Annotated in this window: 24 protein-coding genes and 2 pseudogenes; 7 read left to right on the top strand and 19 right to left on the bottom strand. The window is 28.2% G+C overall.

All coding sequences use genetic code 11. The features are described 5' to 3' along the window. Positions 1 to 27: 27 nt before the first annotated feature. On the top strand, positions 28 to 1461 hold the full coding sequence (locus psyc5s11_RS01670; RefSeq protein ID WP_224035934.1) for a TolC family protein: 1434 nt from the start codon (positions 28 to 30) through the stop codon (positions 1459 to 1461). 168 nt (positions 1462 to 1629) lie between these two features. Here the strand turns inward: psyc5s11_RS01670 and psyc5s11_RS01665 are convergent, their stop codons facing one another. The 4 genes from psyc5s11_RS01665 to psyc5s11_RS01650 all read right to left on the bottom strand — a co-directional run bounded on the left by psyc5s11_RS01665 (position 1630) and on the right by psyc5s11_RS01650 (position 6767). After that, the gene (locus psyc5s11_RS01665; protein ID WP_375541982.1) at positions 1630 to 1845 is read right to left on the bottom strand and encodes an IS3 family transposase; all 216 of its coding nucleotides are present in this window, start codon (positions 1843 to 1845) and stop codon (positions 1630 to 1632) included. Between the two features lie 221 nt (positions 1846 to 2066). Further along, positions 2067 to 3332, bottom strand: a complete 1266-nt coding sequence (locus tag psyc5s11_RS01660) for an O-acetylhomoserine aminocarboxypropyltransferase/cysteine synthase family protein (protein ID WP_224035933.1) — start codon at positions 3330 to 3332, stop codon at positions 2067 to 2069. 63 nt (positions 3333 to 3395) lie between these two features. Further along, entirely contained in the window at positions 3396 to 6041 is a 2646-nt protein-coding gene (locus psyc5s11_RS01655; protein ID WP_224035932.1) for a GumC domain-containing protein, read from the bottom strand. Positions 6042 to 6179: 138 nt separating this feature from the next. After that, positions 6180 to 6767 (bottom strand): 5-formyltetrahydrofolate cyclo-ligase, encoded by a 588-nt coding sequence (locus psyc5s11_RS01650; RefSeq protein WP_224035931.1) that lies wholly within the window; start codon positions 6765 to 6767, stop codon positions 6180 to 6182. Between the two features lie 306 nt (positions 6768 to 7073). On the opposite strand from psyc5s11_RS01650, the gene psyc5s11_RS01645 reads away from it, so the two are divergent. Next, positions 7074 to 7691, top strand: coding sequence for a HutD family protein (locus tag psyc5s11_RS01645; RefSeq protein ID WP_224035930.1), 618 nt, complete (start codon positions 7074 to 7076; stop codon positions 7689 to 7691). Between the two features lie 167 nt (positions 7692 to 7858). Here psyc5s11_RS01645 and psyc5s11_RS01640 read toward each other — a convergent pair whose 3' ends face one another. From psyc5s11_RS01640 to psyc5s11_RS01620, 5 genes and pseudogenes are all read right to left on the bottom strand, one after another. Beyond that, on the bottom strand, positions 7859 to 8446 hold the full coding sequence (locus tag psyc5s11_RS01640) for an HD domain-containing protein (RefSeq protein WP_224035929.1): 588 nt from the start codon (positions 8444 to 8446) through the stop codon (positions 7859 to 7861). Positions 8447 to 8531: 85 nt separating this feature from the next. Next, complete coding sequence (locus tag psyc5s11_RS01635; RefSeq protein WP_224035928.1) at positions 8532 to 8684, bottom strand: hypothetical protein; 153 nt, start codon at positions 8682 to 8684, stop codon at positions 8532 to 8534. A gap of 156 nt (positions 8685 to 8840) precedes the next feature. Next, positions 8841 to 9263, bottom strand: coding sequence for a hypothetical protein (locus tag psyc5s11_RS01630; protein ID WP_224038111.1), 423 nt, complete (start codon positions 9261 to 9263; stop codon positions 8841 to 8843). 272 nt (positions 9264 to 9535) lie between these two features. Further along, positions 9536 to 10006: pseudogene (locus psyc5s11_RS01625) on the bottom strand (methionine ABC transporter permease); the annotation flags it as partial. Continuing rightward, on the bottom strand, positions 9948 to 10472 hold the full coding sequence (locus tag psyc5s11_RS01620; protein ID WP_224035927.1) for an ATP-binding cassette domain-containing protein: 525 nt from the start codon (positions 10470 to 10472) through the stop codon (positions 9948 to 9950). The gene psyc5s11_RS01620 and the pseudogene psyc5s11_RS01625, both read right to left, overlap by 59 nt. A 330-nt stretch (positions 10473 to 10802) precedes the next feature. On the opposite strand from psyc5s11_RS01620, the gene psyc5s11_RS01615 reads away from it, so the two are divergent. From psyc5s11_RS01615 to psyc5s11_RS28005, 3 genes and pseudogenes are all read left to right on the top strand, one after another. After that, positions 10803 to 11891, top strand: coding sequence for a trans-sulfuration enzyme family protein (locus tag psyc5s11_RS01615; RefSeq protein ID WP_224035926.1), 1089 nt, complete (start codon positions 10803 to 10805; stop codon positions 11889 to 11891). A 13-nt stretch (positions 11892 to 11904) separates the two neighbouring features. After that, a pseudogene (cysK, locus tag psyc5s11_RS28010) lies at positions 11905 to 12810 on the top strand (cysteine synthase A); the annotation flags it as partial. Positions 12811 to 12819: 9 nt separating this feature from the next. After that, positions 12820 to 13479, top strand: a complete 660-nt coding sequence (locus psyc5s11_RS28005; protein ID WP_311196436.1) for a class I SAM-dependent methyltransferase — start codon at positions 12820 to 12822, stop codon at positions 13477 to 13479. A 190-nt stretch (positions 13480 to 13669) separates the two neighbouring features. On the opposite strand, the gene rbr is transcribed toward psyc5s11_RS28005, so the two are convergent. Beyond that, positions 13670 to 14257 carry a rubrerythrin gene (gene rbr / locus psyc5s11_RS01605; protein WP_224035924.1) on the bottom strand — a complete coding sequence of 196 codons (588 nt, stop codon included), beginning with the start codon at positions 14255 to 14257 and terminating at the stop codon, positions 13670 to 13672. 373 nt (positions 14258 to 14630) lie between these two features. Between rbr and psyc5s11_RS01600 the strand changes: the two genes are divergently transcribed. Beyond that, entirely contained in the window at positions 14631 to 15323 is a 693-nt protein-coding gene (locus psyc5s11_RS01600; RefSeq protein WP_224035923.1) for a helix-turn-helix domain-containing protein, read from the top strand. A gap of 91 nt (positions 15324 to 15414) precedes the next feature. Here the strand turns inward: psyc5s11_RS01600 and psyc5s11_RS01595 are convergent, their stop codons facing one another. Then, positions 15415 to 17673: a glycogen/starch/alpha-glucan phosphorylase gene (locus tag psyc5s11_RS01595; RefSeq protein WP_224035922.1), complete on the bottom strand. Its 2259-nt coding sequence runs from the start codon at positions 17671 to 17673 to the stop codon at positions 15415 to 15417. A gap of 390 nt (positions 17674 to 18063) precedes the next feature. Here psyc5s11_RS01595 and psyc5s11_RS01590 point away from each other — a divergent pair, with 390 nt between their 5' ends. Continuing rightward, entirely contained in the window at positions 18064 to 18453 is a 390-nt protein-coding gene (locus psyc5s11_RS01590) for a bacteriohemerythrin (RefSeq protein WP_224035921.1), read from the top strand. A 143-nt stretch (positions 18454 to 18596) separates the two neighbouring features. Here the strand turns inward: psyc5s11_RS01590 and psyc5s11_RS01585 are convergent, their stop codons facing one another. From psyc5s11_RS01585 to psyc5s11_RS01550, 8 genes are all read right to left on the bottom strand, one after another. Continuing rightward, a complete protein-coding gene (locus psyc5s11_RS01585; protein ID WP_224035920.1) occupies positions 18597 to 19982 on the bottom strand; it encodes a sensor histidine kinase in 1386 nt (461 codons plus the stop codon). Continuing rightward, positions 19972 to 20667 carry a response regulator transcription factor gene (locus psyc5s11_RS01580; protein WP_224035919.1) on the bottom strand — a complete coding sequence of 232 codons (696 nt, stop codon included), beginning with the start codon at positions 20665 to 20667 and terminating at the stop codon, positions 19972 to 19974. Before psyc5s11_RS01580 ends, psyc5s11_RS01585 begins: the two co-directional genes overlap by 11 nt. Next, positions 20643 to 21902 (bottom strand): ArnT family glycosyltransferase, encoded by a 1260-nt coding sequence (locus tag psyc5s11_RS01575; protein ID WP_224035918.1) that lies wholly within the window; start codon positions 21900 to 21902, stop codon positions 20643 to 20645. The genes psyc5s11_RS01580 and psyc5s11_RS01575 overlap by 25 nt, the downstream gene beginning before the upstream one ends. A 16-nt stretch (positions 21903 to 21918) precedes the next feature. Next, the gene (locus tag psyc5s11_RS01570; RefSeq protein WP_224035917.1) at positions 21919 to 22266 is read right to left on the bottom strand and encodes an EamA family transporter; all 348 of its coding nucleotides are present in this window, start codon (positions 22264 to 22266) and stop codon (positions 21919 to 21921) included. Between the two features lies 1 nt (position 22267). After that, positions 22268 to 22603, bottom strand: coding sequence for a DUF2304 domain-containing protein (locus psyc5s11_RS01565; protein ID WP_224035916.1), 336 nt, complete (start codon positions 22601 to 22603; stop codon positions 22268 to 22270). Then, positions 22600 to 23301, bottom strand: a complete 702-nt coding sequence (locus tag psyc5s11_RS01560; RefSeq protein WP_224035915.1) for a glycosyltransferase family 2 protein — start codon at positions 23299 to 23301, stop codon at positions 22600 to 22602. Before psyc5s11_RS01560 ends, psyc5s11_RS01565 begins: the two co-directional genes overlap by 4 nt. A 302-nt stretch (positions 23302 to 23603) precedes the next feature. Continuing rightward, positions 23604 to 24632: an aldo/keto reductase gene (locus tag psyc5s11_RS01555; RefSeq protein ID WP_224035914.1), complete on the bottom strand. Its 1029-nt coding sequence runs from the start codon at positions 24630 to 24632 to the stop codon at positions 23604 to 23606. 216 nt (positions 24633 to 24848) lie between these two features. After that, positions 24849 to 25970: an aldo/keto reductase gene (locus tag psyc5s11_RS01550; protein WP_224035913.1), complete on the bottom strand. Its 1122-nt coding sequence runs from the start codon at positions 25968 to 25970 to the stop codon at positions 24849 to 24851. Between the last annotated feature and the right edge of the window lie 76 nt (positions 25971 to 26046).

Raw genomic sequence — 26046 nt, 5'->3', positions numbered from 1 at the left:
AATATTAGAAAAGCAGGTGAATAATCAATGAAGAAAAATATAAAAAGAGTAGTTGCTATTGGAATTGGACTAAGTATAATGAACGGGAATATAGTTCAAGCCTTTGCAGCAGAAAATAATGGAATAAAAATTGCACAAACAACAGTAGATACAACTGGCTCAACAGGAAGTAATGATACAAACATTGATAAGACAACAGTAAATACAAATAGTTCAGTAGAAAATAACAATAAAAATATTGTGCAAACACCAACAGATACAAATAGTGCACAAATAGTTTATACTTTAGATAATAATGCAAAAACAGTTTCTAAAAAACCAATTATAACTTTAGATAAAATTGTAAATGCAGCTATTAATAATAGTGAAAAAGTAGCTCTAAAATCAAAAGAAATAAAATTATATGAAGATAAAATGAAACTTCAAGACAAAATAGATGATTTTTATACGAGTATTGATCAGAAAGTATATGATTTCCCAAATGATAAGCTTGAATTGCAGAAAAAGCAGACTAGTCAATCAGAAGAGTTTTTAAAGGATCAAATCACAACCGACATTACTAATAAATATAATGCTATAATTTTGAAACAAATGGATATAGAAAAATTAAATAGTAATTTTGAAGTTAAAAATAAAGAATTAGAGACAATGAAAACAAAAGTTAAAATTGGTATGGCAACAGATAATCAATTAGTAGACAAACAGATTGAGGTGGAGTCTTTGAAAAATGATATTACTTCAAAAGAGAATTCTTTAAAAAACAATATGGATTTTATGGGAGTTTTGACAGACTTAAAGTTATCAAATTATAGTTTTGATGAAAATATTAAATATAATGTATTTAAAATTAATGGTTCAGTAGATGCATATTTGGATGAAAAAATAGATGAATACTTAAAATATAATGATGAAATGATAAAGCTCACAAAAGATTATTTTAAAGATTTAAAAGATGATGGTATCAAAGACATTATTGATAAAGATGCACCTACAATGCCTGATAAAACGAAATTTGCCAAAAGTGATGCGCTTGGAAATGTTTCATTTGATACTGGATCATATGCAATAGCACTTATGGGGTATCAAAAAGATGTACAGAATTATTCCAATAAACTAACTGCCTATGGATCTTATTTAGATGGTAAATATAGTTTAGAAGAAGGAAAAGTTAAATTAGCTGATTCAAGGAAGAATTTAAAGAATGGGTTAAAAGAATGTTATTCAACATTACTTGATTTACAAAACAAAATTAATACATTAAATGAACAGGTAAAATCAACTAATACAAAACTTAGATATGCAAAATCACAAGTAGATATAGGTATGATGACAGAAAATGATTATAAGGCTGCAGTTGTAAAAAGTGAAGATTTAAATACAGGATTAAGACAGTTAATTAACACTTATAACACTTTAAAAGATAGTATTCAAAAACCTTGGACGTTAAGCACAAATCAATAATAAATTCAAATATTATTTTATATAAAATTTGAGTGTTTTATTAATATGGCAAAGTAATAAAATTAGTCTATTTAAAAAGTCGTGATTCACCTCCACCATGAAACATACGACCATTTGTATGTGGCTTGAACTCCACTCTGTCAAGTAGACAGGGTAAATAATAAAAATTTATACTGATAAGGTGTGGCTACGATATTCAATTGGAGCCATGCCTTTTAATTTTTTCTGTAGTCTTTTTGTATTATAAAATTCTATATATTCATCAATAGCTTGCTCAAGTTCTACATATGTATAGAATTCCCTTAGGTGATACATTTCTGATTTTAGTATCCAAAAAAATCCTTCCATAGGTCCATTATGTATACTGCGACCAACTCTAGACATATTTGAGTTGCATTTTAATCTTATCCAATCTTAATAAATTCCTCATTTACTTATGGTATGGTTCACCCCTCATTATTCTAAACTCATTTATATACATCTGCACCCAAAATCAATACATTTATGTTTAGCAGGCATTTGAAAATTTTGCTGCTGAAATCACTGCTGAACACAAATGTATTTAATTTCGGCAAATCCAACTCATGAGTTTATGAATAATCCTCTTAAACTTGTTCTAATGCTTGTTTAACATCCTCTATAATATCTTCAACATTTTCAAGTCCTACTGATAATCTTATAAGACCTGGTGTTATTCCAGCTGCTACTAATTGTTCATCTGAAAGTTGACGATGTGTTGAACTTGCTGGGTGAAGTACGCATGTGCGAATATCTGCTACATGCACTACATTTTCTGCAAGCTTTAAACTATCCATAAACTTAATTGCATTTTCTCTACTACCTTTAATTGAAAATGAAATTACCCCACTACATCCTTTTGATAAATATTTTTTAGCCAACTCATTATATTTATTTCCTTTAATTGTTGGGTAATTTACAAATTCAACTTTATCACTTTCATTTAAAAATTGTGCTACTGTTTCTGCATTTCTACAGTGTTTTTCTATTCTAACTGGAAGACTTTCAAGACCTAAATTTAAAAGAAATGCAGCATTTGCAGTTGGATATGCACCTAGATCTCTCATAAGTTGAACTCTTGCTTTTGCTATGTATGCAGCTTTTCCAAACTGTTTCGTATATATTATTCCATGATAAGACTCATCTGGTTCTGTAAATTCTTTAAAGTTACCATTTGTCCAATCAAAATTTCCACTATCAACAATTACTCCACCTAATTGCACTGCATGTCCATCCATATACTTACTTGTTGAATGAATAACTATATCTGCACCAAATTCTATAGGCCTACAAAGAAGTGGTGTTGCAAAAGTGTTGTCAACAATAAGTGGCACATTGTTTTTATGTGCAATACTCGCAAATTTCTCTATATCAAATATTGCAATCGCTGGATTTGCAATAGTTTCCCCAAAAACTACTTTTGTGTTTGGCTTAAATGCTTTTTGTATTTCTTCTTCACATGCATCAGCATCAACAAATGTACATTCTATCCCAAATCTCTTAAGAGTAACTGCAAAAAGATTAATTGTGCCCCCATATACAGTAGCAGCACTTACAATATGATCTCCAGCACTTACAATATTTAACACACTTATTAATGAAGCTGCTTGACCTGAAGTTGTGCAAAGTGCACCTACTCCACCTTCTAAAGCTGCTATCTTTTCTTCTACAAATCCAACTGTTGGATTTGAAATACGAGAATACATATGTCCATCAGAAGTTAAATCAAATAATTTACCTATTTCTTCTGTAGAATCATATCTATAAGTTGTGCTTTGGTATATTGGTAATGCTACCGGCTCCCCATTCTTTGGTTTATAACCCTCATGTAAGCATTTTGTTTCAATTTTCATAATATATAGCCCTCCTAAAATCTTTGAATATAAATTTTATTTAATTATACCGCAAATTTTTATTTAATAGTATCCTTCCTCTATATCACTATATAACTCTTTTATTTTATTAAGTTGCCTTTGAAATTCGTTAATTTTAGTGTTCATATTATCAATTAACGAATCCTTATTCTTTATATTTTCTTTTTCTTTATTTATTAATTCATTTGTATCTTCAATTTTTGTCTTCAGATCTTCAAAAACCTTATATTCTTTTTTAAAATATGGTTTTTCTTTTGCTTCTTCAATTAATGACTTCTCTAATTCTAAAATATTAGATTCATTAATAATCTTATTAGCCTGATCCTTCCAAACTCCTGGAGAAAGTATACTTTTTAATGTTCCAAATTTGTTTTTAGCTTCATCAATATTATTTTCAACCACTTCTTTTTTACTAAGTAACTTATAATAATCCGTATATGATGGCAAAAGAATTATTTTTTCTGAATTAATTACAATATTCTTAAACTCTTCGTCATAATTATTATAATCCCTGACTAATGTATCATAAGACTCTAATAAATTTCCGTAATTAAGTTCTAATTCACTTTTCTCTTTTATCAATAATTCTAATTCACTTCCCTGATCCTTTTTTTCTATATAAATGTCATTATATGTTTGTTGCTTACGCTTCCATAGATCCACCATGCTATTATAACTTTCTAAACCAATCTCACAATTATCTGATATTAAATTTATACTCATTATTACAATTACTAATAATGGCGCTAGGTCTTCTTGCTGCTTTTGACTAAAAAAGGTAGCTTCACTACATAAAAATAAACGAATTATAAAATATTCATTTGAAAAATTTGTTGTCAAAGTTTCTTCCTCATATATTTTTAATGCTGGTCTTTGAACTATCAATCTATCAACTTCAAATATAATAGCTGCTATATCCTTATATGAAAAAATTCCTCCCAAATCTACCATTATTAATATAAAATCATATACATGTAACTTTATAGATGATTTAAGTGCTGTTTCTGACATAGTATCTAAATTGAATTTATCATAATATATCTTTTCTTTTTCTATATTTTCCACACTTTGTTTCAAATTTATAATATTTTTATAAATTTTATCTGTTAACTCATCATTTATTTGTAAGTTACTATTTTTACTTTTTAAATTTAATATTAATTTCTCTAAGTAATATGCACTTATTGCATCTAATTTTCTTATTCTACCTTTAAAATCCTTTTTACTCATTAAGGTTTCATATGCCTTATCTACAATTGTATCTAAAGCGTGTATAAATTGTCTTCTATTATATATATTCCCTAGAGAAACCTGAGATAATTTTATTAACTTATAATATAAAACTAATCTAATTTCATCATCATTTACATTTTTTAGTTCTTTCAAGTTTTTATTTATTGATTCTAAAAATTTATCCTCACTAGAATTTGATAACAATTCTCTAGTCTTACTTATTAAGTTAGATGTGTTATCAATGTTAGTAATCATAGTATAAATAATTCTAAGCTCTTTATCTTTCAATTTAAAAAAACCTTTATAAAATAACTCATATTTAATTTCTCTCTTAATCGTTTCATTTAACAGCTCTTTAACTATTAATATCTTTCTTTTAGCTTCACCTATATTTTTAGTATAATTAATTATATTTTCATTGAAGATTCTATCTTCAAAACTAATTTGCATTGTAACATTGTTTGTTTTTGCCTCTAATATTTTTTGTAATTCTTTATCATATGAAAATTCTATAGTTTCTAAAATATCTTGATATTGAGTAGATAACTTTGCTAAATTTTCATATGCTTTTCTCACTGTACTTAATTCTTCATCTAATGTTTGTTCAATTCTCCTTATTGCTTGATCTTTTTCATCTAATTTATTAACTAAATTTTTTAATTCTTGCTTTTGTATCTCAGCCTTAACAAGTTGACTTTCTGTACTAAAAATCAGTTCTTGAATTTCATTACAGTTCTCCTTTAATTTCTCACTTTTTTTTATAATTGCTTTGTGATTATTTTCCACATCCGCTACTTGGTCTTTTTGTCCCTGAACTTTTTTAGTTAATGAAATTTGTATAGATTCTAAATAAGCTTTTTCTTCCTTTATTATTATTATAACTTCATTTATCTCACTTATCCTATTCCATTGACTCCCTAATCCAATAATTTTTTGCCTTAAATTATTAATCTGGTTATCCTTTAATGAAATGTCATCTTTAATTTTATTAATTTCTTTTTGCCCATATTCAATAGTACTTGGAGCTTTAAAACTCAAGTCTTTAATCAACATTATTTTTTGTGATTCTGTTTCCTTAAGATACCAGCATAAAATTTTATGGATAGTTTCTAAAACTTCTATAGGATGCTTAGAATTCTTTTTATTCTTATTATTGTGAGAAGCGTGCTCATATCCATTAACTAATATAATCTCAATAGAATTATAAATTTCATCTGGTACAGAAAACTTAGAATTTAATTTAATACTATTAAGTAAGTCCCATGCAGCTACATTGCCTTCTAATGTATGTTTTTCTGCTATATCTTTCAGGACTCCTTCTATTACTTTTCTAACGATGATTTTTGTAATCATAGGAAAATATTCGCATATATATTCTGCTTTCACTAAATTGTCATAATACTTTTCCATACTAGTAGTTTTTAAATATATAAAATTACTATCACTATAGCCCATAAATTATCGCCTCCCCTCTTTCTATAATTCAGAATTATTGATGCATTCAATTTTTCTTAAAATTTTATATGTGAAATGTTCTTGGTTGTGCTTCGCACTCTTTTCATATGTCGCATCTTTTCGGCAGTGCGTGCCTTTTTATCGGTGTATGAATTTAGTTTCAGTTATAATATAATTTACCGGTACATCTTGCTCATTCATTGGTATCTTCTCTAATATTTGAAAATCATAAGCTAATGCTAATTTTATAACTTTTTTCATATTATCCTTACTGATTTTTTCAAAGTATCTATCATAAAAACCCGCTCCGTACCCCATTCTCCCACCATTTATATCAAAAGCTACTCCTGGCACCACAATTAAATCTAATCCATTCGGATCAATATGTGGTTCTTCCGCTGATGGCTCTAAAATTCCATATTCACTTTCTATTAAATTATCTAATGATGTGATTTTTACAGCATCCATAAGCCTTGTTTTGAATTCAGTTCTTGGAACATAAATTTTTTTATTATCCATTAAAGCTTTATTTATTATTCCTTTAGTATTTATTTCTGAATCATATGATATATAAATGAAAATATTTTTTGCTTCTATATAATATTTACTTTCATAAAATTTCTCTAATATTTTTCTGTCTTTTTCTTCTTTTTCAACTGTATCTATATTTTTACGTTTGGCTAAAATTTCTTTTCTTAATATCTTTTTATCATTAAAGATTGCCATATTATCAACCCCTATAATTATATTTCGTATTTAATTTGAGTTTCAACAACTTTTCAATCAAATAATTACATATAAAGTTTTATTTTCAGTTATCTATAGTCATTTCCTACACTAATTATAATTTTACTTATTTAACTTTATTATGTCTATTATTTTATATTGGTAATAAGAATTACAGTTAGCAGTACTATAGTATACTATTGCAATGAATAACGTTTTATATTTTACTTAAGACTCTTGATTATACATATATTTTAAATATATAATTAACATTGAATGTGTAATAAATAGAAGGAGTACCAATTTATGAAATATAATGTTGAATTAATAAAGCAAGAAAATTATAAACCAACATTTTGGTCTGGTGGTATGGCTACAGAATTAATAACATATCCATTAGATTCTGATTATACAAGTAGAAATTTTTTATGGAGACTAGGCGTTGCTAAAATCGATATATTAGAATCTACTTTTAGTACGCTTCCCAATGTATCACGAAAGTTTATGGTTATTGAAGGACAAATAACTCTTGACCATGAACATAAGTGTACAAAATTGCTTAATCCCTTTGAGCAAGATAGTTTTTCGGGAGATTGGAAAACTAAAACTTATGGCAAAGCCTCTGTTTTTAATTTAATGACTAAGGAAAATTATCATGGTGAATTAATTCATTTAAATATTAGTCCTAAAAAACAATTTGATTTTAAATATGAACCTTCAATAAATAAAGGCATAGTAGCAATTTGCTTCTATGTTGTAAATGAAAGTTTTAAGACTTTCTTAAACGATAAAATTTATAGTGTTAATACTAATGATTTATTATTGATAAATCACATAAAACCAAATTCTATACATAAATTCATGTTTTCTAATGAATCATTACGTGTCACCAATATTGTTTCAAGCATAATTTACACTTCTTAATTTTTACATAATAAAAGGGTTACGCTCAAAGTTTCATACTTGAGATAGCCCTTTTATCAGTTGCAGTTTATACTATAATATCTTTTTAATTTGTACTCACTATCTTCCTCTTTTATATAATAAATATTTTACTTAGTTACCTTATTCACTAATATCTAGATAGTGTTCTATTCAAAGTCTTTCATACTTTCATTTACAGATTCTTCACATAATCTCATTGCCATAATTGTTTTTTCTAAAAGTTCATCTAAATTCCATTCAAGCAATTCTGCTCCACTTTTAATAATATCTCTTGAACATCCTGCTGCAAACTTTTTATCCTTAAACTTTTTCTTTAAACTAGATAGTTCCATATCCATAACACTCTTTGAAGGACGCATTCTTGCAGCTGCACCTATTAATCCAGTTAATTCATCTGTAGCAAATAATATTTTTTCCATAGTATGATTAGGTTTTATTTCAACACAAATTCCATATCCATGACTGCAGATAGCATAAATCATTTCATCACTTATATTAGCTTCTCTTAATAATTCTGCAGCCTTTACACAATGTTCTTCTGGCCACATTTCAAAATCAATATCATGTAACAGACCTACCATTCCCCAATATTCTACTTCATCACCATATCCTAATTGTTCTGCATACCATCTCATAACCCCTTCCACTGTAAGAGCATGAAGTATATGAAATGGCTCCTTGTTATATTTCTTAAGTAAATCAATTGCTTCGTTTCTTGTAATTACATTGTTCATTGCAATTCCTCCCTTTATTTAGATTATTATCTATATAAAAATAATATCCCCATTACCAATTTTCAATTCAAAATAAGCAATAAGATTAATTTAAAGCAAATTCAACAGCAGAAATAGAATGTATTGTTGTTGTATCAAAAATTGGTATATCTACATATTCCTGCTTCATTAACAATGGTATTTCTGTACATCCAAGTACTATCCTTTCTGCTCCATTTAATACTAAACTGTTAATCATTTTTAATATCCCTTTTTTGATGCTTCATTAAAAATAGAAACTTATCTTATATGATTTTAATAAGACAAGTTTCTATTTTAACATAAATTATTTAGAAGACTAAGAAATCCATTGATTAACTTATTACTAGTATGTATATCATTTTTTAAAACTATATTATAGCTTTAAATTCATAGCTCCTACTATAAGTCTTCTAAATGCCACTTCTTTTTTTACATTATAACTATCTTGGTCTATAGTAATTTTATAAATATCAGGGCATCCTTCTTCTCTCCACTTTTTCATATACTTGGCTGTAGCCTCAACATTTGTATAATAATTTTCATCATAACAATCTGAAAACTCCAAATAAGATAATATACTTTTCTTATCTAACTTTAGATTTTCCTTATCTATGTTATTGAATATGGGAATAAAAAACCTTAAAGGTACTTCATAATCATACGTTGATTTTCCTTTAATGATTTTTGATTCCATGATTGCTCTCTTAAACAAAACATTTTCCTTATCAATATCTTTAATTTTCAATTTAAATATTATTTTCTCATTTTTGTTTTTTTCTAATTTTACTTTAATCATTTGCTCACCATCTGTCATAATTTAAATTTCACGTATATTCATCACACTCAACATTTATTTAGTGCAATGCTTAATTGAATTTAAGCTAACTTTACTATTATTTTATAAAAGTATCAATATTTTTATTTAAATATCTCTACTTTTATGCAAATACCAATAACTTTATACAAATACAAGACATTTTGTGAAATATTATTTCACTAAAATTAAAGTGCTACGAATAAATTTACATAAAACAAATTATCCATAACACTTCATTACACCTATTAAAATTATTTTTTTGTAAGAGCCACTGCTAGTTTTTCACGAAAACCTTGAATTATTTGAACTACAATTATCAATAGTGCTACTGTAATAAACATAACATCTGTCTCATAACGATAATAACCAAATCTAATTGCTAGATCTCCTATACCGCCTCCTCCAACAGTTCCAGCCATAACAGAGAATCCTATTATACTAATTAAAGTTACTGTTATTCCTCTAATCATTCCTGGTAATGCCTCTACTAAAAGTACATTAAATATGATTTCTATTAAATTTGCACCCATTGCTACTGATACTTCTAGAACACCTTGATCTATTTCAGCTAAGGCGCCCTCCATTAATCTTGCAAAGAATGCTATTGAAGCTACTGTAAGTGGTACGGATGCAGCAACTGGTCCAGTAGTAGAACCTACTGATTTATTTGTTACAGGTACTAGCAATACTAATAAAATGATAAATGGTATGGATCTTATGACCTTTTACCCTATTTAAAACAGGTTCCGGAATTTTCATTTCATTCTTTACAAGTTTTTTAGTCAATTCATGTTTAGGATTTGCAAAAATATTATAAGCTGTATTTTCTTCTATACTAATTCCATCATTTATTACTGCAATTCTATGGAACAGTTGCTTTGCAACTTCTAATTGATGAGTAATGAATACAATAGTTATCCCCAACTTATCATTAATATTTCGCAGAATATCCACAATTTCTTTTGTTGTGTGCACATCTAGTGCAGAAGTTGCTTCATCACATAGGAGAATCTTAGGATTAGTAGCTAATACTCTTACTATACCTACCCTTTGCTTTTGTCCACCACTTAACTCAGCTGGATATACATTTTCTTTATCCTCTACACCAACTAATCCTAAGAGTTCTTTAACTCTCTCTTTTCTATTTTCTTTAGCTTGTCCTTGAATGCTTAATGCAAATTCGATCATTTTCCCACCCCTTTCGACATATTCATAAAAATACTAAGTCAGTATGTTTTACTTGTTATTTCATTTCATATGTCTTATTTTTTAAACCAATCTGGGAAATCGAAATCTTTAAATATATTTTTATCGTCTAAAACAACATTTTTAAAAGATTTTGATTCTACAATTTCTACAATACGTTTTTCCTAATTTTTATAATTGTAAAAATGTTATCCAATAATAGGCTAATGTGTTTACAAATATTTAAATTTGATGTACAATACTCACAAATAACCTATAACATCCATATGATAACTATGAATTAAAAATATTTTATATAAAGGGGAAATAATTATGAATTTTTATTCTAAAGTAATACATGGCGGAATTAGTGAAGATGCTTCTACTGGAGCTGTTAATATTCCAATATATCAAACATCAACTTTTAGACAAGAAAGTGTAGGGCATCACAAAGGTTATGAATATGCTCGAACTGGCAACCCAACTCGCGAGGCTCTAGAAAAATTAATTTCTGATCTTGAAGGTGGACATTCTGGTTTTGCTTTTGCATCAGGTCTAGCTGCTTTATCTACAGTTATTATGCTATTTAAATCTGGTGATCATCTTTTATTATCAGATAATGTTTATGGTGGAACTTTTCGTTTAATAGATAAGGTATTTACTAACCTTGGCATTACCTATTCTTTAGTGAATACTTCTAATTTAGATGAAATCGAAGAGGCTATAACCTCAAATACTAAAGCGATTTTTATTGAAACTCCTACTAATCCATTAATGAAATTAAGTGATTTAAGTGCTATTTCAAAAATTGCTAAAACTCATAATATTGTATCAGTTGTTGATAATACATTTTTAACACCTTATTTACAACGCCCTATTGAGCAAGGTATTGATATCGTAGTGCATAGTGCAACAAAGTATCTTGGTGGACATAGTGATGTTGTGGCTGGACTAGTTGTAACTTCTACTCCAGAATTAAGTGAACGTATTGGTTTCTTACAAAATTCAGTAGGCGCAGTACTAGGACCACAAGATAGTTTCTTATTAATCAGAGGCATTAAAACTCTTGCTATTAGAATTGACCGCTCACAAAGTAACGCTAAGAAAATAGTTGAGTTCTTGTCTTCTATACCTCAAATTAAGAAAATATACTATCCAAACATTGGAGCCATGATTTCTTTTGAATTTGAAACAACTGAGCTAGCACATAAACTTGTTAATAATGTTAAAATGATAGCTCTTGCAGAAAGTTTAGGTGGTGTTGAAAGTCTGTTTTGCCTTCCTGCTGTCATGACACATGCTTCTATTCCAGTAGATCAAAGAGAAAGACTTGGCATAAAAGATAGTCTTGTTCGCTTTTCTGTAGGAATCGAAGATCCAGATGATTTAATTGAAGATTTCAAACAAGCACTTTATAAATAAGGAGGATTTTTGAATGCATTATATAAATGATATTAGAGATATAATTGGAAATACACCCTTGCTTAAACTTAATCACATTTCGCCAAATAAGGATGTAAATATCTTTGCTAAATTAGAATATTTAAATCCTGGCGGAAGTATAAAAGATCGTATAGGTATGGAAATTGTAGAAACTGCTGAAAAACAAGGCCTTTTAAAACCTGGTTATACAATTATAGAAGCAACTGCTGGAAACACAGGAATAGGACTTGCTATGGCTGCTTTTGAAAAAGGATACCATTTAATAATTGTAATACCTGAAAAGTTTTCTGTTGAAAAGCAAATTTTAATGAAAGCACTTGGAGCAGAACTTATTGTGACTCCTTCCGATGAAGGAATTGAAGGTGCAGTAGCAAAGGCAAATGAATTAGTAAAACAAATTCCAAACTGCTTTATGGCAAAACAGTTTGATAATCCTGCTAATGTAGCTGCACATAGAAAAACTGGTAAAGAAATTTATGATGCATTAGATGGTAAAGTTGATGTTTTAGTTGCTGGCGCTGGTTCCGGTGGAACAATTATTGGTATTGCTTCATACCTTAAAGAGCAAAATCCTAATATAAAAATTGTATTAAGTGACCCAATCGGTTCCATATTAGGTGGTGGTGAAGAAGGTACTTATAAGGTAGAAGGCATCGGAAATCACTTTATTCCTAGTATTTTTGATAGAAGTTATATTGATGAAGTCGAAAAAATACCCGATGATGAATCTATGTATTTTGTACGTCTTCTCTCTAAAAAAGAAGGTGTTTTAGCTGGTTCATCATCTGGTGCTGCTGTTGCGGGCGCTATAAAGCAAGCATATAAAGCAAAGGAAAAAACTAACATTGTTGTTATACTTCCAGACCGTAGTGACAGATATTTCAGCCAAAATTTATATGATTTTTCTATGAATCTATCAGATTTCCGCTTTAATTCTCTGTTTGATGATTGGGCAGATAAATATGATGAAACTGTTTATATGAAAGATGGCCAATATGAAGAAGTATTTAAAAATTATACTGAAATATTGAATGAAACTGTTAAGCATATTGCGAAATATCAAGGTGCCACTGTACTTGATATTGGTGCTGGAACTGGAAACTTAACTACGGTTGCAGCCAAAGCTGGCTATAATACTATAGGTATTGAACCAAATTCTAAAATGCGTGATATAGCTACAAAAAAATACCCTTCTATATCATTTTTATCTGGGACATTTTTATCATTGTCTATTGATGATAATAGTGTAGATGCTATTATCAATAGTTATGCATTTCACCATCTTACAGATTCTGAGAAAAAAGACTCTATTAAGATATTAAAAAGCAAACTAAGAAATAATGGAACTATAATTATCACAGATACTATGTATGATTCTATTGAAACTAAAGAAGCAATAATAAAAGATGCATATAATAAGAATTTTGTTGCTTTAGCACATGATCTTGAAACAGAATTTTACACAACCCATGAAATCTTAACTGAAATATTTGAATCTGAAGGGTTCACTGTAAGCTACCAACAAATGAATAAATTTGTTTGGATTTTAACTGCTAAATTAGGTTAACTATATTAAATTATACTTTTATGATAATCTGTTACTATTTTAATAATTGTTTATCACTATAAAAAACACCTCACTAAGTAAATTTTTCAACAGTTATTATAACTGAATCTACTTAATGAGGTGCACTTTTGATTATTATAAATTTCTTTTTTCTCATTTATAATATTATATAATCTTTTATTTTTATTAATTAATAATTTTCTACAAACACTTCAAAATATGCTTGTGGGTGTATGCAAGCTGGGCAAACAACTGGTGCCTCTTTACCTTCGAATATATATCCACAATTACCACATTTCCAAAGAGCTATTTCGTCTTTTTTAAATACTTTTCCCTCTTCAATGTTCTTAGCAAGTTTATTGTATCTTATCTCATGACGTTCCTCTACTTCAGTTATTCTTCTATAAGCTATTGCAACTTCTGGATACCCTTCTTCTTCTGCAACCTTTGCAAAGCTTGGGTAAAGTTCTGTCCATTCTTCATTTTCACCTGCAGCTGCTGCAAGTAAATTTTTTAATGTCTCTTTATGAAATGAAACTGGAAAAGATGCTTGTATTTCTATTGCTTCATCAACAAAATCTTCTTTAAGAAACTTGTAAAACCTTTTAGCATGTTCTTTTTCTTGCTCTGCTGTTTCTAAAAATATATTTGCAATTTGTACAAAACCTTCCTTTTTAGCAATACTAGAATAATATGTATACCTAGTTCTAGCTTGGCACTCACCTGCGAATGATTTCATTAAATTTTCTGCTGTCTTACTTCCCTTTAAACTTTTCATATTCTTACCTCCCAAAATTTATTTATGTTTATTTCTATTTTAATTATAATACTATATTGGTTATTTATCTATGTTATTCCTCATTTCACCTTAAATTAATTTATATTTCAAAATCAAAAAATTTCAAATTGATTCACTAAAAAATTTAATTTTGCAGACATATTTTCTAATTCATTTAATGTAGAATTTATTAAACATTATCGAGAAACTAAACTATTATTTTTCTTGAAATATATTTGATTTTGCTTGTACATATCTAATATAATATGTATATATACACTGTGATTTTAACAAATTAGTTTGTTTTAAAAATATAAAAAAATATTGAGTCAATGATGTGATGTATATTTGCATCAGACAAGGAGGATGTATTTTGGATAATTCATTCACAGAAAATTATCATCCCTTTAAATCGGATTCTAATCTTTTCAGTAATGATATCTCTTTTCTTATTGAACTCAGAGCAAAGCCACAAATAATAGAAATAATCAAAGAAAAACATTTAGAAGAAATATCCGAAAACATATCAATTCAAGATAAAAAAAACAATTTGATTATTTGGAATGCCATGTATACTCGAGAGATAGTTGGAAATGGAATCTTAACAAAATACCTTCACCCTGTATACAATAAATTTTATACTTTAATCCAATCGCTTAATACCCTGAAGGAGCTTCAAGAGCTTGAAATAAAAATGATAGATACTTATATAAATTTACTTATTAATGATGTTGAAGTAAAAGATAATTTTGTTATAAATAGAATTCTCAAGCACTTGCATCTTAATATAGAAAGTCAAATATCTTTAAAGAAATTAGCTAGTGAAGTAAATTTATCTGAAGGTTATATCTCTGATTGTTTTAAGAAGCATATGGGAATAACTATTATGAAATATGCAAAAAAAATTAGAATAGATCGAGGTAAAGTACTACTTGTAACTACAAATAGTAGCATTTTAGAAATAGCCTTAACTCTAGGCTTTCATGATCAAAGTCATTTCCATAAAGTCTTCAAATCCTTTACTGGAGTCTCTCCTTCTGAATATAGAAACAAAAATTTTGGATAAAACAATGTTAACTTAAAAGGGAAGTCAAATTGACTTCCCTTTTAATTTATATATTATTAACATTATTCTTTAACATAATCTTGTTTTTAAATTAAAGTTTCCAGATATCCTTATTATATTGAGCAATTGTACGATCTGAAGAGAAGAATCCAGCCTTGCTGATGTTTACTAACACTTTCTTGTTCCAAGTTTCTCTATCTTCATAGTCCTTAAATGCTATATCCTTAGTTTTAATGTAATCTTCAATATCAAGTAAAGTCATAAACCAATCTTTGTTTACTAATTCTTCATGAAGTCTTGTAAGATTTTCTTTATCTCCAATTTCCATCATTTCATTACCTATAATAAAATCTACTAATTCTTTAATTGCAGGTTTCTCATAGAAATCCTTAGAAACGTAATCCGCCTTCTTATAATGTTCAATTACAGCTTCACTTGATTCCCCAAAGATATATATGTTATCATCTCCAACTAATTCATGAATTTCAACATTAGCTCCATCATCTGTTCCAAGTGTTAATGCCCCATTTAACATGAACTTCATGTTACCAGTACCACTGGCCTCCTTAGATGCAAGAGAAATTTGTTCTGATACGTCACAAGCTGGTATTAATTTAGAAGCCTTAGTTACATTATAGTTTTCAACCATAACAACCTTTAAGTACTTATTAACTTCTTGATCATTATTAATTATTTCTTGTAAACAAAGAATGGTGTGTATAATATCTTGTGCAATTATATAAGCAGGTGCAGCCTTAGCTCCAAATATCATAGTGATTGGAGTAGTTGGCTTTTTACCCTTCTTAATTTCTAAATATTTATTAATGATATAAAGAACATTCATTTGTTGTCTCTTATATTCATGAAGTCTCTTAATTTGGATATCAAATATAGAATTTTCATCAACTTCTATATTTTGAGTTTCCTTTAAGTAGTTCTTTAATATAACCTTGTTATTTTTCTTAATTTCTCCAAGTTTATTTAATACTGCTTTATCATCTAAATACTTAGCTAAATCTTCTAACTTATCAGCATCTTTCTTGAAATCTTCACCAATAAGTTTAGTTATATAATCAGCTAATTCATTATTACAATGTAATAACCATCTTCTAAATGTTATACCATTTGTCTTATTGTTGAATTTATCTGGATAAATATCATAGAATGGCTTTAATTCTTCATCTTTTAAGATTTCAGTATGTAATGCCGCAACTCCATTTACACTGAATCCATAGTGAATATCCATATGAGCCATGTGTACACGCTTATCTTTATCTATAATAGCTACGTTCTCATATTTAAAGTTCTTCTTAATTCTGTTGTCTAATTCTCTAATTATTGGTAATAATTGAGGAACAACTTTTTGTAGATATGCTATTGGCCATTTTTCTAAAGCTTCTGCTAGTATTGTGTGGTTAGTGTAAGCACAGGTCTTAGATACAATTTCAATAGCTTCATCCATTCCAATCCCATTTTCACCAAGTAATCTGATTAGTTCAGGAATAACCATTGATGGATGCGTATCATTTATTTGAACTACTACATGTTCATTTAATTTATGAAGATCGTATCCATTTTCTTCAGCTTCAAGTAGAATTAATTGGGCAGCATTACTTACCATAAAGTATTGTTGATATATTCTTAATAATTCCCCAGCTTCATCACTGTCATCTGGATATAAGAATAATGTTAAGTTCTTCATGATATCACATTTATTGAAATTTATACCCTCTTCAACTAAAGATTCATCTATAGTATCAATATCAAATAATCTAAGCTTGTTTGAAGCTTCGTCATATCCTGTTACATCTATATCATATAAAGTTGATTTTACATTAAATCCACCAAATTGTACTTCAAATTTAATATCAGATTTATTTAACCAGCTTTCACTAGTAATCCATGGATTCTTTGTAGCCTTTTGTTTATGATCTTCAAAAACTTGTTTAAATAAACCAAAGTGGTAATTTAATCCTACTCCATCTCCATTTAATCCTAAAGTTGCAATTGAATCTAAGAAACATGCAGCTAATCTTCCAAGTCCTCCATTTCCTAAAGAAGGTTCTAATTCAACCTCTTCAATTTCAAGTAATTCTTTTTCGTTTTTAGCTAATACAGCCTTAACTTCTTCATAAATACCTAAGTTAATTAAGTTGTTTGATAATAACTTACCAATTAAAAATTCAGCTGAGATGTAGTATAACTTTTTCTTTCCCTTGTTTGTTCCTTTTTTATTAATTGTTCCTTTTGTTAATTCTAATAAAGCTAAATAAATTTCTTCATTGCTAGCTTGGCTAATTGTTTTATTAAACCTTTTATTTAAAATCTCATTTAAATTATTTTCTAACATATTAATTTTCCCACCTTTAAATTAAATTATTTATATATCGCTCTAATTATTAACGTTAATTTAGCATTATTATATCAATTTAATTTACAGTGTTTTGTATATTTATATTATTTTTTGTATATTAATCATGTGAATTTTATTTAAACTGTATTTTGTTATATTTTGCCACAGCGAAACTTTAAATTGATTTACTAAGCCAGTTAATTTTATAAACATATTTTCTAATTCATTTGATATAGCGCTTATTTCTTGAAAATAATGTATTTAGGTTTAAGCGCTTTATGAATGTACAAAAAGAAAGTCTAATTATATAACTTATTGTATAATCATGATATAATTGTATTAAAACTCAATATATGAAAAAATAAATTATGCCTGGAGGTAATTAATATGTTAATTTGGAAAGACAGTTATTCAATTGATATGGACTTAATTGATACTCAGCATAAACATCTTTTTGATATAGGTAATCAAGCCTATTCTCTATTAAAAAACGGCTTAAAAGTGGATAAATATGATGAAATAATTGTGATAATTGAAGATCTAAGAAGTTATACCAAGTATCATTTTAAATGCGAAGAGGAGTATATGCTTCAAGTTAATTATTCTGGATATGAAGATCAAAAAAAAGAACATGATGCTTTTATAAAAAAAATAGATGCTATACGTTTATATGATATTGATAGAAACCAACAAAAATATATAGAGGATTTGCTCGGCTTTATATTTAATTGGATTTTAGAACATATATTACAAAAAGATAAGCTTATAATGTCTTAATAGTATAATAATGAAATTCTTACTCCTAGTTATGTTATAAATCGCGTTATATTACTAAACATTACACTAATCTGCAATTGATGGCAAAGTAATAAAAATATGAGGAGAAAGCTAAGTGATAATCCTAACTTTCTCCTCATATTTTAATATAGTTTTATGTTAATTCTAAAAATTTTCTCTTCAGATTCTGCCCATATTATTCCCCCATGCAGTTCTATAATATTCTTGGCAATAGCGAGTCCCAATCCTGAACCACCCTGTTCAGAATTTCTAGCTTTATCTGCTCTATAAAACCTATCAAATAATCTTTCTGCATTTTCTTCAAACTCTTCATCTATTGCATTTTCAAAGCTAATTATTACGCCATCATTCTTTTCAAAAACTTCAATATGTATAGTACTTCCTTCGGTACTATACTTCACAGCATTGGAAATTATATTCTCAAATACTCTACCTATTTTATTTGGATCCACCTTTAAAATAATGCTTTTACTAAAGTTTTTAGAGAAAGTCATGTTTCGTTCTCTAGCAAGTATAGAAAGTTCGCCTATGCTTTGTTCAATTATTTCAATAATATTAACTTCTTCCTTTTCAAGTTTAATTCCTCCACTTTCAAGCTTTGAATACTCAAATAAATCATTTATAAGATTTTTTAATTTATTTGATTTTTGTAGAGATATTTCAATATATTTTTCTTTATCCTTTAATGAAGTTTTCTCATCATTTGCTAGTTGTATATATCCAATTAAAGAAGTCAGCGGAGTCCTTAAATCATGAGATACGTTTGTGATGAGTTCACTTTTAAATCTTTGTGCATTTCTCTCCTCTTCCATTATATTTTTTAAATCAATAGACATACTATTAATCTTATCTGATAGTATTGATAATTCATCTACACCTTTTTTATCAATTATATAATCAAGATTTCCCTGTGAAATTATTTCTATGCCACTACATATTTCTTTTATATACTTAGTTTTTCTTCTAGTTAAAATATATATAAGCAATACTACTATGATTACTGGAATTATACCTATAAATAATATTATTTTATTCAGATTAGCAATTTGATCTGGTTGTGGTGTCTTCCATACAAAAAGTTGTGCATCCTTATTATCAAGTTTTATTTCGTATCTTTGATAAAATGTATCATTTCGATTATAACGACTGTGTTGAAGGATTTGCTTAACTTTTTCAGTGTCCATTTTATCTGTATTTACATTTTCTGTTTTTAAAATTATATTCCCATTAGCATCAGTGATTGCAGCATCATACTCATAATATTCACCTAACGTCTTAAAAAATTCATTACAGCCCTCATCATCTCGCGTTACATACTTTGCTACTTGGACATATAAGCTGTTAGCATCTGCTCCCATTTTAACAGTAGTATCTTTGGAAGCATTGTCATAAAACATTGCGATAGCAATCATTATTCCTATAACAACCACCCCTAAGCTCACTATAATAGCCAATAGTAGTTCTCTAGTAATACTTCCAAATAAAACTTTTTTAATCCTATTTTTCAATTTTATACCCCACTCCCCAAACAACTTTGATATACTTCGGGTCTTTTGGATTTATCTCTATTTTTTCTCTTATATTTCTTATATGAACTGCTACCGTATTATCAGCATTATTAAAAGATTCATTCCATACCTGTTCGTATATCTGTTCAGTGCTCAACACTCTACCTCTATTCAACGCAAGTACTTCTAATATTGAGAATTCCAAAGGAGTAAGCCTGACAAAATTTCCATCTACGAAAACTTCTCTTGAAGCTTTATTTAAAGTAAGTCCATCTATTATTATTTCATCCTCATTCTGTTTCTTTTCTTCACTAAAATTTATATATCTTCTAAGCTGAGATTTTACTCTTGCAGTTAGTTCAAGAGGATTGAAAGGCTTGGTCACATAATCATCTGCTCCTACATTAAGTCCTAATATTTTATCGCTATCTTCAATTTTAGCTGAGAGCATAATAATGGGTAATTTTTTCTCTTCTCTAATTTTTAAACATGTTCTTATCCCATCTAAATTTGGCATCATAACATCTAAAATTATTAAATCAATCTTATTAGTTTTTAGTTTTTCTATGGCTTCAATTCCATCACAAGCACTAATTACATTTATTCCTTCGTTCATTAAATAAATTTCAATTACATCTCTAATGTCTTTCTCATCATCTACTACAAGCACGGTGTTCTTTTCCATCTCAATAACTTCCTCTTCTTTTTTATAATCTCATCTATACTAAGAGCTGCAAATAACATTACTAAAGGCATTGCCATATATGAATATCTTTCAAATGTATAGAATGGTAAATATATTAGGTTTAATAATAACACTACCCCAATCACTAGGGCTACATTTAAATTATTTTTGGATGCTTTTACTATACCTAGAATTCCTAATAATAAAATTATTACATGAATACTAATTGCTATTAGAGACGGTATATTAAAAATTGTCCTCCAATAAAAAGGTCCTCTCCAAAAGAAAAATGTTTTACCTATAGTATACCAAAAAATATATTTAATGGGTTGTTCTGCTCCATATTTCTGAAGTCTTTGCAATCCTGCTTTTATTTCATTTTGATCATTTTTAATAGCATTTTCACTTTTTACATATGGTACTCCCCAGCCTTCACTGTCATCATAATTTATAAATGTTCCTTGTAAAAAAGGATTACCAGTTGATTTTGTGAAAGGTATAACACTATTAAATTCCTTGTAGTTTCTAACCCACCAAGGTGACATTATTGTACAAAAAATTATTAATACTAATGTAGTATATTTAAGTATTTCAGAAAACTTATACTTACTCTTTATCCACATAAATAAAATTACTATAGGATACCCAGCCATTGTTGGTTTAAATAAACATGATATTGCCCATATAATACCTCCTGCTATATACAACTTACTGCTCTTTGTCTTTATAGCATAAATACTTATATATATTAGAAGCAGAAATAAAAACTTACATATGCATTCCATTAGTATTGTATTTACAACAAATAATTCTGGAACATATATAACATCTATTATTGAAGCTATAAGTCCCACTCTAGAACTAAAAACTTTCCTACCTATTAGAAATATCAGGTATATGCTACCTGCCTGAAGTATCAGCTGAAAAATCTTAAATGCTACTATCCCTTGCATTTTTCCAAAAATCATCATGAAAAAGGCTAACACGAAAGTTAAACCTGGCATAATATAAACTGTTGACTCTTTAATGTTTTCATAAGATAATATTTTATTATCTATTAGATTCCATGCACTTCTAATATATTTAACATCATCATTATCAAACTTCTCAAGGCTTCCTAAAAGAAGTGAATTCCCATATTTCAAAATAGAAATCATACCCACTATAATAAAAATAATCTCTATAACTAATAAACTGTATTTTGTTTTTTTTTTTTCATCTCTTAAGCTAAACAATATCTTTCGACTCCCTTTATTTTAAGACAATTAAACCAGCACCAGCTAAAATAAATATAAGACCGAATGCTTTATTTAAAGTAAAACACTCTTTAAATAAAATCACTCCTGCTATTGCTCCAAATATATAACATAAACTTTGAAGCGGGTATATTTTACTCAGCTCAGTTCTAGACAACAAATACAACCAAATTACTGTAGCAAAAACATACAGTATACCTCCACCAAGTATATAAGGATTTAATATAGCTCCTATAATTCCTTTAGGTGATAATTCAAAATGCATTTTACTTACTCCAATTTTCCATAAAACTTGTCCTGAGACCAACATGATTATATTAATGAAAAGCAATAAATAATTCATCTTATTTCAACCTCTCATTAATTTTATTATCCAATAAAGCATTTACCTGTATAAGTTTTGTTATCTTCTTCTTTAAATCAGATATGATTATCATAAGATAAAAAATCATTATAAAGCTGAACATTATTCCTATTAAAAATAGAAATGCAGGCGCATAAATTATTCCTAAACAGTTAGATAAATAATTAACAATCTCTCCATTAACAGATAATATTATCAATATAATACATACAATTGACCATAACACGCTGTACCCAAATTCTAATCTTCTCTTTTTAATGAATAAAATAGTCATTATTAGAAATGTTAGTGAAATAAATAAACAAAATGTATTCATGAAAGTACTCCTTTACTTGTTGGATTAATTATTAATGCTAAGGTTACTTTTACCATATAATATAATGACTTTAAAGGGGTTATAGAAGATTTACCACCCTGTCTTTGATTCATATTTACCATAATTTCTTTTACCTTTAACCCATTTTTCACAGCATATACTATGGTCTCTACCTCCGGATAATCCTGTGGATAATAGTTTATAAAATACTCTAAAGCCTTTCTATTAACTATTCTATAACCTGAGGTTGTATCATAATAAGGCATTTTGCAAAGAAAAGATACAATCATCGAAAAGTACTTTATTCCTATATTTCTAAATAAGCTAGGTCTATACTCACTTTTCTCAACAAATCTTGATCCAATCACTATATCTGCTTCATTCTTTTTTAATTCTTCAACAAGTTTATTTAATTCTTTAGAATCATGTTGACCATCACCATCAATTTGGATTGCAGCATCATAGTTATTGTTATAAGCATATAAATATCCAGTCTGCACAGCACCTCCAATACCCAAATTATTTGATAAATTTATTACCTTTGCTCCTGCTCTTTTTGCTTCAGAGTATGTATTATCTTGTGATCCATCATTGATAACCACAATATCAAACTCGAAATTACTGTTTTTTATATTTTTTACCACATTATAAATATTGGCGCCTTCATTATAAGCTGGTATTATTGCTAAGTACTTCATAGTTACTCACTCCTCTATCATTCTTTAATTCTTATTATATTGAATCATTTTAAAGAAACAGTTACCAAATTTATGAAGATTCTATGAAGAAGGAATAAAAAAAATGAAGGAGTGCAAGTTGGTGTTCCTGCATTTCCTTCATTTTTGGGACAAACTTTGATATTTATTTACATTAAGTGTACTCCGATTTTATCATTTGTCTTTAAGATTGTTTTCTTTTATAAACGATAGTATTTCCATAAGTCGTCTCCCAAACTATATTTGTGGCTGAATATCTGTCTTACAAATTGCTTACTTTTACGTCATTCTTTAGAAACTTCTTTTACTAAGAATGTTTTATAATCCTCATAGTTTCTCTTTAAAAGATTTGGAGTATCAAGACCATAAGGACAATGGGCCTTACAATTTCCACACTCTATGCAATCTTCAATCTTTTTCATCTTAGCCTGCCCTTCTTCTGAAAGATGTCCTTCAGCTGGAGATCGACGAAGAAGCAAAGACATTCTTGCACAGTTGTTGATTTCTATACCTGCTGGACATGGCATACAGTATCCACAACCACGACAGAATTCACCTACGAGCTCCTTTCTTTCATTTTCAATATAGTCTTTTATCTCAGCTGTCATTATAGGAGGATTTTCTATATACGAAATAAATTCATCAAGTTCATTTTCTCGTTGAACACCCCAAATAGGTAAAGTATTTTCAAATTCAGAAAGATATGCATAAGCAACATCACTTCTTGTTATAAGTCCACCAGACAATGCTTTCATACATATGTAACCTATATTTTTCTCTTTGCATAGCTTTACTAAATTCTCGTCTTTTTTATCAGCAAGATAGCTGAATGGGAATTGTAAAGTGTCGTAAAGCCCTGATAGAACAGCCTCTTCAGCTATAGAAAGTCTATGATTTGTAATACCTATAAAACGAATTTTCCCTTGTTTTTTTGCCTCTAACATTGCCTCATAAAGTCCAGTTCCATCATTTGGTTTAGGGCAAAAGCTTGGATTATGAAACTGATAAATATCTATATAATCTGTTTTAAGCGTAGTAAGGCTATTTTCTAAATCACGCCAAAATCCCTCTACAGTAGTGGACATTGTTTTTGTTGAAATAATAATTTTCTCCCTAACATCACTTAAAGCAAGACCAATTTTATATTCACTATCAGTATAAACCTTTGCTGAATCAAAAAAATTAATACCACTATCATATGCTTTTCGGAGTAGCTTTACTGCTTCCTCTGTAGAAACACGTTGAATTGGAAGAGCTCCAAATCCGTTTCTATTTACTGTTATTCCTGTTCTTCCTAATGTAACATTTACCATATTGTCATCACCCTTCTTATAATTAACTATTACAATTTTATCACCTTAATATTTATTATAATACTTGGAATTAACTCCAAGTCAAGATGTTTATTCTATATTATAAACATATAATAAAAAACCTCTTCACACTTTTTTTATTCCAAACCAAGTATAAAAATGACTTATTCTATTATTTTTTCATATCTACCATTATTTCAAGATTACTATTAACTCTTAATTCTCAAATGTATCAGCTACATCCTTTAAACATTTTATAATCTCAATATGTTGAGGACATTCTCTTTCACATTGTTTACATCCAATACAGTCTGATGCTTTTCCGTATGTTTTGGTATAATTACCATAATATACTCCTTGTACTGAAAATCCTTTACTTGGTGCTCGTTTTTCAGCATTATATAGAGCAAAATATTTTGGAATAGCAATATTTTTAGGACATCCTTTTACACAATATTCACATGCTGTACAAGGAACTGCAATTGATTCATTAATTATATCCACTGCTTTTTCAACAATATTATATTCTTCCTTTACAAATGGTTTGAAATCTTCCATATAACCTGTGTTATCTAGTAATTGTTCCATACTCGACATACCACTTAGAACCATCATTATTCCTTCATGACTAGCTACAAAACGAATTGCCCATGATGGTACTGACATATCAGCATTATATTCTTTAAACAATTTCTCTGCATCTTCTGGAACATTGGCTAGAGTACCACCTTTAATTGGTTCCATAACAATAACTGGTTTGTTATGCTTTCTTGCAACTTCATAACATTTTCTAGATTGAATACTTTCATTATCCCAATCAATATAATTAATTTGTAATTGAACGAAATCTACTTCTGGGTGGGCAGTTAAAATCTCATCTAATAAATCTGCATTATCATGATAAGAAAAGCCTATATTTTTTATCTTTCCTTCTTCTTTCTTTTTTTGAATAAATGCAAAGCTATCAAATTTTTTAGCTATCTCATAATGTGTTACTCCCAAATTATGAAGAAGATAGTAATCAAAATAATCTACACCACATTTTTCTAACTGTTCATTAAAAATTCTTTCTTGGTCTCCTTCTTTTTTTAAAAACATAGTTGGTAATTTTGTCGCTACTGTAAAGCTATCTCTTTTATGACGTTTTACTAAAGATTCTCTTAAAGCTATTTCACTTTGAAAAGCATGATACATATAGGCTGTATCAAAATAAGTAAAACCTCTTTCTAAAAAAGTATCTACCATTTGATTTAGTGTGTCCATATCAATGCCTTCTTGATCATTTTTGCTCTTTACTGGTAAACGCATGAATCCAAATCCCAATTTTTTCTTTTCCATATTTGTATCTCCCTCCAATTTTTACTTATTCTAAAATAATTTCATTAATGTGGACAAATTTCATTGTTTATATTGG

Origin of the sequence: Clostridium gelidum, assembly GCF_019977655.1 — a bacterium.
Taxonomy (GTDB): domain Bacteria; phylum Bacillota; class Clostridia; order Clostridiales; family Clostridiaceae; genus Clostridium; species Clostridium gelidum.
Note: the sequence above shows the minus strand (reverse complement) of the source record. Positions and strands in the feature narration are given on the sequence as shown.

Coding starts and splice junctions, on each gene's coding strand:
- psyc5s11_RS01670 (WP_224035934.1), top strand. CDS start 28: ATGAAGAAAAATATAAAAAGAGTAGTTGCTATTGGAATTGGACTAAGT.
- psyc5s11_RS01665 (WP_375541982.1), bottom strand. CDS start 1,845: ATGTCTAGAGTTGGTCGCAGTATACATAATGGACCTATGGAAGGATTT.
- psyc5s11_RS01660 (WP_224035933.1), bottom strand. CDS start 3,332: ATGAAAATTGAAACAAAATGCTTACATGAGGGTTATAAACCAAAGAAT.
- psyc5s11_RS01655 (WP_224035932.1), bottom strand. CDS start 6,041: ATGGGCTATAGTGATAGTAATTTTATATATTTAAAAACTACTAGTATG.
- psyc5s11_RS01650 (WP_224035931.1), bottom strand. CDS start 6,767: ATGGCAATCTTTAATGATAAAAAGATATTAAGAAAAGAAATTTTAGCC.
- psyc5s11_RS01645 (WP_224035930.1), top strand. CDS start 7,074: ATGAAATATAATGTTGAATTAATAAAGCAAGAAAATTATAAACCAACA.
- psyc5s11_RS01640 (WP_224035929.1), bottom strand. CDS start 8,446: ATGAACAATGTAATTACAAGAAACGAAGCAATTGATTTACTTAAGAAA.
- psyc5s11_RS01635 (WP_224035928.1), bottom strand. CDS start 8,684: ATGATTAACAGTTTAGTATTAAATGGAGCAGAAAGGATAGTACTTGGA.
- psyc5s11_RS01630 (WP_224038111.1), bottom strand. CDS start 9,263: ATGATTAAAGTAAAATTAGAAAAAAACAAAAATGAGAAAATAATATTT.
- psyc5s11_RS01620 (WP_224035927.1), bottom strand. CDS start 10,472: ATGATCGAATTTGCATTAAGCATTCAAGGACAAGCTAAAGAAAATAGA.
- psyc5s11_RS01615 (WP_224035926.1), top strand. CDS start 10,803: ATGAATTTTTATTCTAAAGTAATACATGGCGGAATTAGTGAAGATGCT.
- psyc5s11_RS28005 (WP_311196436.1), top strand. CDS start 12,820: ATGAATCTATCAGATTTCCGCTTTAATTCTCTGTTTGATGATTGGGCA.
- rbr (WP_224035924.1), bottom strand. CDS start 14,257: ATGAAAAGTTTAAAGGGAAGTAAGACAGCAGAAAATTTAATGAAATCA.
- psyc5s11_RS01595 (WP_224035922.1), bottom strand. CDS start 17,673: ATGTTAGAAAATAATTTAAATGAGATTTTAAATAAAAGGTTTAATAAA.
- psyc5s11_RS01590 (WP_224035921.1), top strand. CDS start 18,064: ATGTTAATTTGGAAAGACAGTTATTCAATTGATATGGACTTAATTGAT.
- psyc5s11_RS01580 (WP_224035919.1), bottom strand. CDS start 20,667: ATGGAAAAGAACACCGTGCTTGTAGTAGATGATGAGAAAGACATTAGA.
- psyc5s11_RS01570 (WP_224035917.1), bottom strand. CDS start 22,266: ATGAATTATTTATTGCTTTTCATTAATATAATCATGTTGGTCTCAGGA.
- psyc5s11_RS01565 (WP_224035916.1), bottom strand. CDS start 22,603: ATGAATACATTTTGTTTATTTATTTCACTAACATTTCTAATAATGACT.
- psyc5s11_RS01560 (WP_224035915.1), bottom strand. CDS start 23,301: ATGAAGTACTTAGCAATAATACCAGCTTATAATGAAGGCGCCAATATT.
- psyc5s11_RS01555 (WP_224035914.1), bottom strand. CDS start 24,632: ATGGTAAATGTTACATTAGGAAGAACAGGAATAACAGTAAATAGAAAC.
- psyc5s11_RS01550 (WP_224035913.1), bottom strand. CDS start 25,970: ATGGAAAAGAAAAAATTGGGATTTGGATTCATGCGTTTACCAGTAAAG.